This is a genomic window from Paenibacillus pabuli NBRC 13638 (genome assembly GCF_001514495.1).
GTDB lineage: Bacteria > Bacillota > Bacilli > Paenibacillales > Paenibacillaceae > Paenibacillus > Paenibacillus pabuli.
The window spans coordinates 111,344-125,074 of the sequence record NZ_BCNM01000002.1; the positions used below are offsets into that span (position 1 = coordinate 111,344).

The following is a 13,731-nucleotide window of genomic DNA, read 5'->3' on the forward strand; positions in this document are numbered from 1 at the left end:
TTCAATTTAAGGAGGCATATTATCCATGGATGTACGCGAAACAGATTTGCCAGGAATCGGCAAGAAATTTCAGATTGAAACGAGCAGCGGGGATAAACTTATTGTCATTATTCACGATGATGGCCGCCGGGAAATGTATCATTTTGAATACGAGGATCCGGACCAAAGCATCTCCATGGTAACGCTTGATGACTATGAAGCAAGACAAATTGCTGCCATTGTTGGTGGATTGACCTATAAACCAAAGCAGCTCGAAAATATTGAAGTAACGTTTGATGATCTCATTATTGAATGGTACAAAATTGAGCCATCCTACGGATGTATCGGTAAATCGATTGGTGAACTGGATGTTCGTCAAAACTCGGGAGCAACGGTGATTGCTGTTGTAGAGAAGAATCACAAAAAACATATCAGCCCCGGTCCGGAGGTCGTGATTAGTGCAGAATCCACGGTAGTAGCCGTTGGCGAACGCAATCAGCAAAAACTATTCAAATCCCTCCTCCTGACCGGAAGGGGGTGAGTCGATGGATCATTTGATATTCGAAGTGGGTCTGGCGCTTGTGCTCATCGCAGCAGCCGGACTCTTATCCGCAAAACTGAGATTTTCGGTCGTTCCATTTTACATCTTGATCGGGATGGCCGTTGGACCACATGCCATGAAGATCTGGCATCTAGATTTCCGCTTCATCGAAAGTCAGCCGTTTATTGAATTTATGGGCCGCATCGGCATCCTGTTCCTGCTCTTCTATCTCGGACTGGAATTCTCGGTTGGTCGTCTGATCAAGTCGGGTAAATCCATTGCCGTCGGCGGCTCGATTTATATCGGGATTAACTTTACGCTGGGATTGATTTTCGGATTTGCTTCCGGTTTCCCCGCAGCAGAAGCTCTTGTCATTGCCGGTATTACAACGATTTCATCCAGTGCCATCGTCGCCAAAGTACTCGTTGATCTCAAACGAACAGCGAATCCGGAGACGGAAATGATTCTCGGAATTATCATGTTTGAAGATGTATTTCTCGCTGTATATATCTCCATCTTGTCTGGACTTGTGCTCAGTGATTCATCCTCCATCGGAGGTGTCATTGTATCGGCTCTCGTCGCGCTCGGATTCATGCTCATTGTCATTATCCTTGGACGTAAAGCAACACCGTTGCTCAACAAAGTGCTTAAGATTCGCTCGAATGAGTTGTTCTCCCTTGTGATTTTCGGTGCATTGTTCCTCGTAGCCGGATTCTCGGAAACCATCCATGTGGCGGAAGCGATTGGCGCCTTGCTTGTTGGTTTGGTTCTCGCTGAGACGGAGCATGCAAAACGGATTGAACATTTGATTTTGCCATTCCGTGATTTCTTCGGTGCAGTCTTCTTCTTCAGCTTCGGATTGTCCATCGATCCGCTATCTCTTGGTGGCGAAGCCGTATGGCTTGCGTTGATCGCAGTGGTACTCACACTATTCGGTAACTTCCTTGCAGGCATGCTCGCTGGACGCAGTGCAGGATTATCACCGAAAGCATCAGCCAATATCGGTTTGACCATTGTGTCACGAGGTGAATTCTCCATCATTATGGCCAATATGGGTAAAGCCGGAGGGCTTCTGCCGCTGTTACAACCGTTCGCCGCATTATATGTACTCATTCTGGCCATCCTTGGACCATTGCTAACCAAAGAGTCCAAACATGTATTCAGATTATTGGATAAAATTTTCAAATTCAAAGATCCTCGGAAAAAGAAAGAGGAGCCCAAGGTTCTGCAGCAAGAAGGATAATTCCCTTGTCTGTTCTGAACAGATAACGTATCGTACTTGCGGCTCTACCGCCGATCTTTCTGTGATTAACCCAGGGGGAAGGCCACGAAAGCCGCACAAAGGAGGATGACCTATGAAAGCACCTCTGATATCGGCTAATCCGGTGCCACAAACCGCCAAGACCCGATTGTCATCTACCCGTCGCATGCTGAATTTATTGTTTGTGATTGCGGGTGGAATTCTGGCCTCCGTGGGACTTGAATTGTTTCTACATCCCAATAAAATCATTATTGGAGGTATTACGGGCATCTCCTCGTTGTTCGCTCACTGGACCGAAATGAGGATTGGTTTGTTCCTGTTTTTGTTCAACGTTCCGTTTATTTTTCTGTCCTATCGACTCGTGCAAAAGAAATTCGTACTGGTCACTGTTCTGGGTTTGGTTGTCTTTTCGATTGGTGCCATTGTGCTTCATCCCATGCCGCCGCTTGTCGAGCACCCGCTGGCTGCCGCCATGTTTGGCGGATTATGTCTCGGTTTAGGAATCGGTCTGGTCGTGCGATATGGTGGGACACTGGATACGCTGGAAATCGGTGATCCGTCCTCCCGTCCACCAGAACGTGTGTTTAGCGGGAAACGGATGCTTATCGAAAAAATAATCATGCTGGTCAACTTGTTAATTCTAACCGCTGCTGGTGTTGTCTTTGGTTGGGATCAAGCGATGTATTCAGTAATCGCCTATCTCATTGCTTATGAAATGGTGTATATGGCTTTTCGCGGATTCACTGCTAAGCGTAAAGTATGTATCTTATCCACACAAAGCGCCCAAGTTGAAAAGGCCGTCCGCAAACGGCTGCGCCGTGAACCTGGAGCATTCGATTCTTCATCCGACTCAGGGCAACCTGCACTGGCTGAGCATTGGATTCAGCAAGTTCCGGGAGCACTCTACTATGAGATTCATTTCCTTGAAATGATCTGGCTGAAATCCATTGTGCGCCATATTGATCCACATGCAGGCATTGTGACGAACCCGGAGAAATAATTTCTGGATTCTTATAAGCTAGGCCAACAAAAACTCTCTCTGATACCTATGAATGTTAGCCATTCAATCAGGATCAGAGAGAGTTTTTTTCATTCATTCTTTTATAACTCTACTATTGCTTTCACTACATGCGAATCTGGTTGTAACCAGGTATTGATCGATTCAGGCAATTGCTCAAAACTCGCCCGATGTGTAATGTAATCATCCATACTCCATTTCTTCTCCCGCAAGATCGACATGACCTGTTCAAAATCTTCTCGGGTCGCATTTCGACTGCCCAGTATACTCATCTCCCGCTTGTGAAAGTCAGGATCATGAAAGGAAATGTCGGCTTTGACCAGCCCTACAAAAATCAATTGACCGCTATGGGCCACGTAATGAATGGCTTCATTCATCGAATGTGCATTTCCTGTTGCATCAAAAACAGTGGTTGCATAGTCTCCATTCGTAATTTCGGCTACTTGCTGTGCGGCTTGCTCATTGGCCTGGACCAAGAAGTCCACTCCGGCCCAGGAGCGGCTTCGTTCCAACCTGTCCATATTCCGATCAATGGCAATGACCCGAGCCCCGGCCTGTTTGGCAATGGCCATTACGCCAAGTCCAATTGGTCCAGCACCAATCACAACAACCTGTTGACCAGGCTGTACGGCTGCTCTTCTGACCGCATGAGCGCCAATACTGAGCGGTTCCACCATCGCCGTTTCATCCAGTGTAAGTCCTTCTGCCCGAATGAGATGGGAGACAGGCACAACGATCCTCTCCCTCATGCCGCCGTCCACATGAACACCCATGACCTGCATGGACACACAGCAATTCGTTTTCCCCGATCGACAAGCGATACAATGACCACAATGCAAATATGGAATAATACTTACCTGATCTCCCGGCTTCAGCCCTGCTTCATTGGGTCCGATTTCTTCAATAATCCCTGCCAGCTCATGGCCCAATACACGAGGATAGGTGAAAAATGGCTGATTGCCCTTATAGGCATGCAGGTCCGTTCCACAGATTCCGATTCGACGGATGGCTACCAATGCCTGATTCTCGGCTCTCTCGGGCTCATCCATGTCCCGGAACGCCAAACGATTGATTTCTTCACATACTACGGCTCTCATTCCTGTTCCCCCTCCATTGATTCTTGTAGCTTCATGTGATGTTCGATGTTGTATTCAGGTCGGCCGCTGGCCCAGCTCACATTATGAATTGGAGCCAAAATACGCAGTACCTCGGATAAAAGTTCCTGATCCATTGGTTCTTCCAGCCAGGCTACATTGTTACGGATATTATGTTCACTTGCACTGCTGACCAGTGTCGTTGGAATCCGTTCATTGGCTGTTGCAAACTGCACGGCAAGCTTCGCTATATCACTGCCTTGTTCCATACAGAACCGGGCGGCTTGCAAGCAGACCTGTTTCACACGATCATCTGCCGGATGCCAGGCAGGAGTCCCTCTTGTGCTTAATAGGCCCATAGAAAGTGGCGAAGCATTTACAAGGCCAATATCTTTCTTTTCCAAAAGGGGAAGCAATGAGAGCAGTGAAGTATCATTCAAGGCATAGTGGCAATAAGAAATGATGGCGTCGGCATCCACCTGTGGTAGTACTTTCTCAAACAATGGCAAAGGCAGGCCACAAATGCCCGCATGACGAATTACACCCTGCTCTTTGAGACGGAGTAAGGTTGGAAATGCTTCTTCAATGATAATCTCCGCCGGTACAAATTCAATATCATGCAGGAACAGGATATCGATATAATCAGTGTGCAGCCGGTTCAGGCTCTCCTGTACACTTTCATGAATCCGCTTACGTGAAAAATCAAACGTATTCTCTCCGTATCGTCCAGCCTTGGTTGATAGCGTGAACGAGCTGCGCGGCAAACTGCGAAGGGCCTCTCCGAGTACAATTTCGGCCTTCGTTAATCCATAATAGGGCGAAACATCTATATAATTCATCCCTGCATCAATCGCAGCATGAACTGTACGAATACCCTCACTTCGGTCAATATCGCGAAAAACAGAACCCAGTGAGGATGCTCCAAAGCTTAATGCAGGTACGTTCAGTCCCGTCTTTCCAAGTATTCTTTTTTTCATCATCTTACCCCTTCCTAGCATGTCTGTTTACTCCAGTGTCCTTTCATTGTAACAGTTCAATTTCAATATAAAATATCGCCAAATGCGTAATATGTACTGTTTGATGACCTGGCATCACCGATGGGAAAAGGCGAAATAAAAAAGCCCGCTGTTTTCCCCGTGAAGGAGTAACCAGCGGACTTCAGATCCATAACCTATTAAGTGTGATCGCATGGATTCAATGGATCGATTGGATTAGTTAGATCGTTTTATAATAACAATTAGTTCTGCATCACAAAATCTTCATGAACAGCATTCTCTTCATCGAACATCCGCAGGATGTCATATCTGGTGTTACGTTGTGCCGGAATATAACCCGACTCCCGAATTAACCGCAGAATCGATTCGATGTTGACTTTATATGTCGCACCTGCAGCAGACACCACGTTCTCTTCGATCATCGTGCTACCAAAGTCATTACATCCGAATTCGAGTGATTTCTTGCCAATCTCAGGTCCCATCGTAACCCATGAGGATTGAATGTTCTTGATATTATCAAGTACGAGTCGGCTAATCGCTACCGTTTTCAGATACTCTTCCGGTGTCTGACGCTCCAGTTTCAGGTTCGTATTATCCGGCTGGAATGTCCAAGGGATGAACGCCAAGAATCCTTCGGAATCATATTTGTTCGCGATGCACTCGTCTTGAGCTTCACGTACACGAAGCAAGTGCAGTGCACGTTCTTCCATCGTTTCACCAAGACCGATAACCATCGTTGCCGTAGTATTCATGCCGATCCGATGTGCCGTCTGCATAACGTCCATCCAGTCGCGCCATGAACCCTTCAGACGACTGATTTTGCGACGTGTGCGGTCATCCAGAATTTCGGCACCACCACCTGGCAAGGAATCCAGTCCCGCTTCGTGGATTGCACGTACAACCTCTTCCAACGTAAGACCATCGGACACTTCGACCATTTTCATAATTTCGGCCGGAGAGAAAGAGTGCATTGTAATATTAGGGAAACGCTCTTTGATTGCTTTGAGCAAATCAGTGTAGTAGCTAAACGGCAGGTTCGGATTCGTTCCACCCTGCATCAGAATTTCCGTACCGTTCACATCTTCCGTTTCCTGAATTTTCTGGAAAATGAGTTCATCGGGAAGTACATACCCTTCTTCAGAACCCGGTCTGCGGTAGAAAGCACAAAAACGGCAGTACACATCACACACGTTCGTGTAGTTGACGTTACGCCCAATAACAAATGTTCTGTATGGTTCGGGGTGCATGCGTTTAACAATCACATTGGCGGCGGCCCCGATTTTGTCTACCTCATTTGATTCAAACAGCTGAATTGTGTCTTCCAAGTCCAATCGTTCGCCCCGAAGGGCTTTATCTAAGATACGGTCTACCGTACTCATCGTAAAAAAGCCTCCCTCATGAAGAGAAAATAGTATTACGATCCGTCCCAGCTTGTTCATATAGATGAAAGTTTTGGTGGCAACATCGTATTTCTGTACTCCACATATCGTAACACAGGTTACATGTGAAAAAAAGCACCTTATGAACAGGTGCTTTAAAAATAAGTAAAAATTTTTACATATCCTTATGATTTCAATCTTGCTTCAGCATACTCCCTCACTCGTGGTACTTCATACCCTAATTCTACGATTCCTGAAGTGCCTGATCCAGATCAGCAATCAGATCATCAATGTCTTCCAGGCCAACGGAGAAGCGCAGCAATCCGTCCGTTATTCCTCGATCACGGCGAACCTCAGCCGGCATGGCCGCATGGGACATCATCGCCGGGTACGAGAGAATGCTCTCCACTGCCCCAAGACTCACGGCAACAATTGGCAATTTCACGCGGTTAAGTACTTTTTTGGCACGATCCCCCGAACCAACGTCAAATGAAACTACAGCGCCGTAGCCACTCGACTGACGCTCATGCGCTTCACGACCTGGATGATCCAGAAGTCCAGGATAGAATACAGCCGTAATATCATTCCGTCCACTAAGCCATGCTGCCAGCTTCGCTGTGCTCTGTTCATAATGTGCCATACGTGCACCCAAGGTTTTCATTCCGCGCATCAACAGCCAGGATTCTTGAGCACCTAGGACCGTTCCAAGTCCATTCTGCAATTGTTTCAACTGTATTCCCAACGCTTCTGTCCGGGCAACGGCCAATCCCGCAAGTACATCACTGTGTCCGCCAAGAAACTTGGTGGCACTATGTACGACAATATCGACCCCAAGCTCTATCGGGCGTTGGTAATAAGGGGTCATAAAGGTGTTATCCAGGATTGAGATTAACTCATGCTCCTTCGCCCAGGAAGTCACGGCCGCAATATCTGTAATTCGCAATGTCGGGTTGGATGGCGTCTCCATATAAACAGCCTTGGTATTCGGCTTAAGCGCCGCTTTTACTTCATCTATATTGGTCATGTCTACAAATGTCGTTTCAATCTGCATCCGGCTGAGGATGGACGTAAGCAAGCGGTATGTGCCGCCATAAACGTCTTCCGTCACAATCATGTGATCACCTGCCGAGAACATCATGAACACACTGGAGATCGCAGCCATGCCTGAGGAATATGCGAATCCACGTGCTCCGCCTTCAAGCAAAGTGATGTAATCCTCCAGAGCCTGACGAGTTGGATTGCCCGAACGACTATAATCATGTTGAGGCGGGTTAAAAATATCAAAATGATGGAATGTGGAGGCCTGGTAAATCGGCACACTGGAAGCCCCTGTCGTTTTATCGATTTCGTCCCCGAAATGCAGCAGCTTGGTATCGAACTTCAGGTCGGAATGAACATTCCGTTCATGATTGTTGGCGTTATTGTTTTGCTCACTCATGATGCGTTCCTCCTTCAATCTCCTGCTGTGCAGCTGTGAGAGCATTGCCCAGATCGGCAATCAGATCTTCGGCATGCTCGATCCCTACTGAGAAGCGCAGCAGACGGTCATCTACACCTACAGCGTCACGAATTTCAATCGGGATATCCGCATGGGTCTGTACCGCAGGATAGGTCATCAACGACTCAACTCCACCAAGACTCTCCGCAAAAGCGATCAGCTTGATGTGACGCAGCAATGGTTCAACATATCGAGCATCCTTTACTTTAAAGGAGAAAATGCCAGTGTTCCCGCTCGACTGTTTATTCTGTATTTCAAATCCGGGATGATCTGACAGACCCGGATGGTACACTTCACCAACAGCTGGATGTTCCAGCAGGTACTTGGCAATCGTCAAGGCATTATACTCATGACGTTCCATGCGCAGAGCGAGTGTCTTCATGCCTTTCATCAGCTGATAGGAGTCGCTTGGAGACAACACTGCTCCAATGGAATTGTGCAGAAACGCCATTTCTGCAGACAATTCTTCCCCTTTTGTAATAATTAATCCCGCAAGTACATCGTTATGACCACCCAGATACTTCGTAGCACTATGGATGATGATATCGGCACCGAGTTCAATTGGACGCTGGAAGAACGGAGTCAGCAGTGTATTATCTACAATGGTCAGCAAGTTGTGGCTCTTGGCCCAGGAACTAACGGCTTCCAGATCTGTAATCATCATCAGCGGATTGGTCGGCGTCTCAATAAATACGGCTTTTGTATTCGGCTGTCGAATATTTTCCATAGCCTCAAGGTCATTGGTATCCACATAACTAGCCGTTACCCCGAAGCGGGATAAAATGCGTTCAAGCAGACGATACGTTCCACCATAGAGGTCGAGAGATACAATCAGATGATCTCCTTGACCAAATAGGGCAAAGATCGTTTGTAAGGCTGCCATGCCGGAGCTACAGGCAAAACCGGCATCACCGGATTCCAGCGCTGCCGCTGCTTCTTCCAGCACTTTACGGGTTGGATTGGTCGTACGAATGTAATCAAAACCTGTACTCTGTCCAAGCTTCGGGTGGCGAAACGCAGTGGATTGATAGATTGGAAAATTAATGGCACCCGTTACCGGTTCATTGATGGACCCAATTTGAGCCAATCGACTTTCAATTTTTAACTTGTTATCTTCCATTGCTGCATCCTCCTGTGATCTCGATTAAATTTGCGGTCCAATATCGTAAGGTGTCTCTTGATATACATAGTAATTGAGCCAATTAGAGAATAATAAGTTTGCATGTGCCCGCCAAGTAGCCGGAGGGACACGGGAAGGATCATCATTCGGAAAATAGTGTTTAGGAAGAGCCATATTCATTCCTTTGGCTGCATCCCGGTCATATTCCCATTTCAATGAAAGCGGGTCATACTCGGCATGTCCGGTTACAAAAATCTGCTTGCCATCTTTGGTGGCGACCAGAAAAATGCCAGCTTCCTCGGATTCAGCCAAAATCTCGAGATTATCATTCTTTTCAATGTCTTCACGGCGCACTTCCGTGTGACGGGAATGCGGAACGTTGAATACTTCATCGAATCCGCGCAGTAACTGCACATTGGATTTGTTGATCGTATGTGAAAATACGCCAAAACATTTCTCATCCAATGGAACCTTCGGAACACCAAAATGGTGGTATAAACCCGCTTGGGAAGCCCAACAAATATGCATGGTCGACGTTACATTGGTTTTGGTCCATTCGAAGATCTCCTGGATCTCCTTCCAATAGTTCACGTCTTCGAAGTCCATTTGCTCTACAGGAGCACCTGTAATGATCATGCCGTCAAAACGGCGATGTTCGATCTCGTCAAAGGTTTTGTAGAACAGGTCCAAATATTCCTGTGATGTATTCTTGGATGTATGGGATTTGGGGTGCACCAGAACGATATCCACCTGAATGGGTGTGTTTCCGACCAGACGAAGCAATTGCGTTTCCGTCGTTTCCTTTGTAGGCATCAAGTTTAATATAGCGATACGGAGCGGACGAATATCTTGCTTATAAGCAGATGTCTCGTCCATAACAAAGATGTTTTCCCCTGCGAGCACTTCCTTGGCTGGCAGTGTGTCTGGTATTTTGATCGGCATGTTGGTTCAAACTCCTCCTTATGCATAGATAGATGCAGCATGGGCTGCCATGAGCTTGCCTTAGGCGCTGGATGCCATTAGATCAAGTAAACAAGCTCAGGTTTCGTAGCGAAAATCACTGCTGAGAAGTCGGGGCATATAACAAAGACCTTCCTCGGATTCCGAGAAAGGTCATATGTAAATAGATATGCGCCTCTCTCATCTCTCAGTTACAACAGTGCCACATGGACACTTGGTCGCTGCAAGAATTAGCACCGTACGGGTATACCGCCGGTTGCCGGGTTTCATCGGGCCAGTCCCTCCACCTACTCTTGATAAGATTTCGCTGTATTCAATTGTAATTTAAAATGGTTCACCGTCTACTTTAAAACATTAATCCACTCACGTCAAGATGCAGTTCATCATCTTCACCTCTGGACCCGGAACCGATCAACTTCCGTTGTCATACACTGCTTCAGGGCGCGAAATCGACACATTTTTGCGCTTGAAAGCACCCTGTACCAGCGGTATACTAAACAAGTGTTATAGACCCTTATGTGAGAGGTGACATATTCAATGGATGGCGACCCGAGGCCTGACTGGCAGCCGAGTTCCTACAAACTGCATAGAGAATTGACATCAGCATGCCGGCAGCGGGACGTTACTTCCGTTTGTATATAGAGCGAATGCAGTCCTGATCTCCAGGCTCCGCTGCCGACCGACTGATCTCTTCTTTTTGCGCCCAAATTGACAAAAATCCGCCAGCTTGGCGGGTGCAGAAGGAGTAGATAAACAATGAAAATCCGGTTGGTAAACAACGGCGTATTTATCCCGGTGGACGACATTCAGCAGGCGCTGACTCCACCAGCGGAGGGATTTTACTGGATTGATGCGGACGTAGACGATTTGGCGGTACTTCAACCGCTGTTCTTAATTCATGATCTGGCAGTGGAAGACTGCTTGAGTGACGAAGAACAACGTCCGAAGATTGAAATTTATGAGAGCCATTATTTTATCGTCATTAATAGCATTCGTTTTGATGATGAAGAGATTTTTTTGCGTGCCGTCAACTTGTTCCTTGGCAGACACTTTATTATCAGTGTTACCAAACAGAAAGTCAGCGAATTGCGGACATTGAAACCGATCCTGTGGGAACAGGAAATCAGTACGCCGGATAAGCTGCTATATCTGTTGGTTGACTTAATTGTTGATAATTATTTCACAGTTGGTGACCGAATTGAAGCGCGCATCGAGAAGCTAGAAGAAGACATTCTAATGCACACCAAGAAGTCTCATCTGAATGAGATTATCGGGCTGCGCAGTGAGATTTTGTGGCTGAAGAAAGTGCTGGGACCTCAGAAAGAGGTCATTAACACACTCAATAAAAAAGATCTGCGTCTTATTGATGATCAGCTGCAAAAGTATTTCAGTGACATTTATGAGAATGCTGTGAAAATATCCGAAACCTTTGAGACGTATCGCGACCTGATGGGGAACTTGCGAGAAGCTTACCAATCCAGTATCGCTAACCGAGCGAATGAAATCATGCGCGTGTTTACCGCGATAACCACAGTCTTCATGCCACTAACGGTCATTACCGGCATTTATGGAATGAACTTCGACAACATGCCTGAGCTACACTGGAAGTATAGTTATTTTGTGGTCATCGGATTGATGGTTACTCTGGGCCTGAGCATGTTCTTTATTTTCCGCAAGAAAGACTGGATTTGAACGACCAAAGACCAAAGCTGAAAGACGAAGCGCTCCATTCGGAGAAAGCGCCTCGTCTTTTTTTATTGTATTTTAGTACGACTACTGATTACCCTTTCTCCCCGCTCTAGCCCGCATGTTGCTCCGTCTCTGTGTGGCGACGGAAACGAATTCGAATCATGCGCAACCGTTCATAGACCTGCTCCAGACTGCCTCCGCCGGGCTTCTCTTCTCCATACACTTTATGTAACACGGGCTTCAGAAACGTATCTCCCAGCTCTTCGTAGGCGCTCCATACCGCCTCTTGCTCCTGCTCAGGCATTACGGCCAGCTCTGCATCCAGCAAGCAGTCTGTATCATACCCCTCCAGATCCAATGTTTCCAGCAATTCAATCAGCTCCCGTCGAGACAATCCGGAACGATTCACGATTTCCTCCAGCGTATGTCCTTCCTTCATGGCTTCAAGAACCTGCTTGCGTGTTGTAAATCGGTCGAGCTCCTGCTTGTATTTCTGCTCTCTCTGCTTGTACAACCAGCTCTCATAATCTTGTTCCTTCAGAGCCGTATACACCCAGTCCAACGGAAAAGATGTGGAACGTTCCAAGCCATTGGTCAGCTCCAGCCATTCTGTCCCGTACTCAGAAGCTTTGCTCTCGCCCACCCCTGGCAGCTGCATCAATTCGTCCATGGTTTGCGGTACAAACGCACTTATCATGCGCAATAGACGGTTCGTTGCAATAAAATAAGGGGCTTTCCGGTCTGATGCGGCTCTCTTCCTGCGCCAAGTGCAGAGATCCGTATACAACTCCTCATTGTTAACCAATTCACTGTAACATTGAAGACGCTGACCACTATAACTGCGTGATTTCGGATCGTCATTCTCATGGAACAGCCCCTGGAGCAATGGGCGATATCCTTCTTTCATCTGTACGGCTAGCTGATGACGGTATACATGGAGTAACTCATCCCACGAACTGCCCTCGTACCAGATCACATCCTCTCGGTCACCTTCCTCATAGCGACTCCAACCCAGGTTCCATGATCCTTCCTCTTCACCAATCCATAACTGAGCCTGCTCTTCATTCATACCTGAAATTCGAGATAATCTGTTCAAAAAAATGACTTCCATTTCTGTCCCTCCTTCAATAATTCAGCTTCGCAAAGTCTGATCATGCTGTTTCAAGACAGCACAAAAAACACCTCTCCTGCAAAATCCATGCAAGAGAGGTGCTTCCTCATTAACCGTGCTATGCTGTTGCTCATATATTACCACAATGGAAAAATTCGTCAACCATTATATTGTAAATGCATTTACTTGTTCAATGCCAATTTGGCCAGGGCAAGCGAACCACACAGTCCCGCATTATCGCCAAGTCCTGGAGAAACAACATACTGGTCAATATCGGATTGAAGTGCCGGATGCTGAACATAGCCAGCGAGCAATTCCTGCAATTTGCTACGAACCATCGGGAACAGATGCTCCTGCTTCATCACACCGCCACCCATTACAATTTTCTGCGGAGTGAGAATCAATACATAATTCATGAGGGCATGCGCAAGATAATGAGCTTCCATCTCCCAGGCCTTGTGATCAGCTGGCAGTTCGTACGCTGGTTGCTCCCAACGTTTGTTGATAGCGGGACCTGCCGCAAGCCCTTCCAGACAGTCTCCATGATACGGACAGAATCCTTCATATGTATCCTCGGGATGTCTGCGCACAATAATATGTCCCATCTCTGGATGAGACAATCCATGAACCATTTTGCCACCTACAACAGCACCTGCACCAATGCCCGTTCCAACAGTGATATACAGACAGCTCTCCAGCCCCTGTGCAGCGCCCCAAATCGCTTCCCCGAGTGCAGCTCCATTCACATCCGTATCAAACGTCATCGGTACATCAAAGTGCTCCTTGAGCTTGCCGATCATATTATACTGACCCCAATGCGGCTTGGGTGTTGTTGTGATGAAACCATAGGTAGGGCTTCCTTCAATGGGATCAATCGGACCAAATGAACCTACGCCCAACGCCTCAATTCCTTTACCCTCAAAAAAAGCAATCACCTGAGCCATTGTCTCTTCCGGTGTCGTCGTTGGAAAACTTACACGTTCAAGCACTTCCCCTTTTTCCGTACCGATCCCACATACAAATTTGGTGCCTCCAGCTTCAATTGCGCCTAAAATTGTCATGTTAGTCACACTCCCAAGTCAGTTT

Annotated in this window: 12 protein-coding genes and 1 riboswitch; of the genes, 4 read left to right on the forward strand and 8 right to left on the reverse strand. The window is 47.0% G+C overall.

The features are described 5' to 3' along the window. The first annotated feature begins 25 nt into the window (after nt 1–25). The 3 genes from PPA03S_RS04030 (at nt 26) to PPA03S_RS04040 (ending at nt 2,781) form a co-directional block, all read left to right on the forward strand. Complete coding sequence (locus PPA03S_RS04030; protein ID WP_062320115.1) at nt 26–520, forward strand: cation:proton antiporter regulatory subunit; 495 nt, start codon at nt 26–28, stop codon at nt 518–520. Nucleotides 521–524: 4 nt separating this feature from the next. Then, a complete protein-coding gene (locus PPA03S_RS04035; RefSeq protein WP_062320117.1) occupies nt 525–1,763 on the forward strand; it encodes a cation:proton antiporter in 1,239 nt (412 codons plus the stop codon). 112 nt (nt 1,764–1,875) lie between these two features. Beyond that, nucleotides 1,876–2,781, forward strand: coding sequence for a YitT family protein (locus PPA03S_RS04040; RefSeq protein WP_062320119.1), 906 nt, complete (start codon nt 1,876–1,878; stop codon nt 2,779–2,781). 101 nt (nt 2,782–2,882) lie between these two features. On the opposite strand, the gene PPA03S_RS04045 is transcribed toward PPA03S_RS04040, so the two are convergent. From PPA03S_RS04045 to metA, 6 genes are all read right to left on the reverse strand, one after another. Continuing rightward, a complete protein-coding gene (locus tag PPA03S_RS04045; RefSeq protein WP_062320122.1) occupies nt 2,883–3,896 on the reverse strand; it encodes a zinc-binding alcohol dehydrogenase family protein in 1,014 nt (337 codons plus the stop codon). Next, complete coding sequence (locus tag PPA03S_RS04050) at nt 3,893–4,870, reverse strand: aldo/keto reductase (protein ID WP_062320659.1); 978 nt, start codon at nt 4,868–4,870, stop codon at nt 3,893–3,895. Before PPA03S_RS04050 ends, PPA03S_RS04045 begins: the two co-directional genes overlap by 4 nt. Before the next feature lie 260 nt (nt 4,871–5,130). Further along, nucleotides 5,131–6,267 carry a cyclic dehypoxanthinyl futalosine synthase gene (gene mqnC / locus PPA03S_RS04055; RefSeq protein WP_062320124.1) on the reverse strand — a complete coding sequence of 379 codons (1,137 nt, stop codon included), beginning with the start codon at nt 6,265–6,267 and terminating at the stop codon, nt 5,131–5,133. Between the two features lie 244 nt (nt 6,268–6,511). Beyond that, on the reverse strand, nt 6,512–7,705 hold the full coding sequence (locus PPA03S_RS04060) for a trans-sulfuration enzyme family protein (RefSeq protein ID WP_062320126.1): 1,194 nt from the start codon (nt 7,703–7,705) through the stop codon (nt 6,512–6,514). Beyond that, nucleotides 7,698–8,885, reverse strand: a complete 1,188-nt coding sequence (locus PPA03S_RS04065; RefSeq protein WP_062320128.1) for an aminotransferase class I/II-fold pyridoxal phosphate-dependent enzyme — start codon at nt 8,883–8,885, stop codon at nt 7,698–7,700. Before PPA03S_RS04065 ends, PPA03S_RS04060 begins: the two co-directional genes overlap by 8 nt. Before the next feature lie 24 nt (nt 8,886–8,909). Next, nucleotides 8,910–9,827, reverse strand: a complete 918-nt coding sequence (gene metA / locus PPA03S_RS04070) for a homoserine O-acetyltransferase MetA (protein WP_062320130.1) — start codon at nt 9,825–9,827, stop codon at nt 8,910–8,912. Between the two features lie 195 nt (nt 9,828–10,022). Further along, a riboswitch (SAM riboswitch) is annotated at nt 10,023–10,148 on the reverse strand. A 453-nt stretch (nt 10,149–10,601) separates the two neighbouring features. Here metA and corA point away from each other — a divergent pair. Further along, a complete protein-coding gene (gene corA, locus PPA03S_RS04075; protein WP_062320132.1) occupies nt 10,602–11,537 on the forward strand; it encodes a magnesium/cobalt transporter CorA in 936 nt (311 codons plus the stop codon). Nucleotides 11,538–11,643: 106 nt separating this feature from the next. Here corA and PPA03S_RS04080 read toward each other — a convergent pair whose 3' ends face one another. Further along, nucleotides 11,644–12,645 carry an HRDC domain-containing protein gene (locus PPA03S_RS04080; RefSeq protein WP_062320134.1) on the reverse strand — a complete coding sequence of 334 codons (1,002 nt, stop codon included), beginning with the start codon at nt 12,643–12,645 and terminating at the stop codon, nt 11,644–11,646. A gap of 182 nt (nt 12,646–12,827) precedes the next feature. After that, nucleotides 12,828–13,706 (reverse strand): ROK family protein, encoded by an 879-nt coding sequence (locus PPA03S_RS04085; RefSeq protein WP_062320136.1) that lies wholly within the window; start codon nt 13,704–13,706, stop codon nt 12,828–12,830. Nucleotides 13,707–13,731 lie beyond the last annotated feature (25 nt).

Coding starts and splice junctions, on each gene's coding strand:
- PPA03S_RS04040 (WP_062320119.1), top strand. CDS start 1,876: ATGAAAGCACCTCTGATATCGGCTAATCCGGTGCCACAAACCGCCAAG.
- PPA03S_RS04085 (WP_062320136.1), bottom strand. CDS start 13,706: ATGACAATTTTAGGCGCAATTGAAGCTGGAGGCACCAAATTTGTATGT.
- PPA03S_RS04060 (WP_062320126.1), bottom strand. CDS start 7,705: ATGAGTGAGCAAAACAATAACGCCAACAATCATGAACGGAATGTTCAT.
- PPA03S_RS04080 (WP_062320134.1), bottom strand. CDS start 12,645: ATGGAAGTCATTTTTTTGAACAGATTATCTCGAATTTCAGGTATGAAT.
- metA (WP_062320130.1), bottom strand. CDS start 9,827: ATGCCGATCAAAATACCAGACACACTGCCAGCCAAGGAAGTGCTCGCA.
- PPA03S_RS04065 (WP_062320128.1), bottom strand. CDS start 8,885: ATGGAAGATAACAAGTTAAAAATTGAAAGTCGATTGGCTCAAATTGGG.
- PPA03S_RS04035 (WP_062320117.1), top strand. CDS start 525: ATGGATCATTTGATATTCGAAGTGGGTCTGGCGCTTGTGCTCATCGCA.
- mqnC (WP_062320124.1), bottom strand. CDS start 6,267: ATGAGTACGGTAGACCGTATCTTAGATAAAGCCCTTCGGGGCGAACGA.
- PPA03S_RS04050 (WP_062320659.1), bottom strand. CDS start 4,870: ATGAAAAAAAGAATACTTGGAAAGACGGGACTGAACGTACCTGCATTA.
- PPA03S_RS04030 (WP_062320115.1), top strand. CDS start 26: ATGGATGTACGCGAAACAGATTTGCCAGGAATCGGCAAGAAATTTCAG.
- corA (WP_062320132.1), top strand. CDS start 10,602: ATGAAAATCCGGTTGGTAAACAACGGCGTATTTATCCCGGTGGACGAC.
- PPA03S_RS04045 (WP_062320122.1), bottom strand. CDS start 3,896: ATGAGAGCCGTAGTATGTGAAGAAATCAATCGTTTGGCGTTCCGGGAC.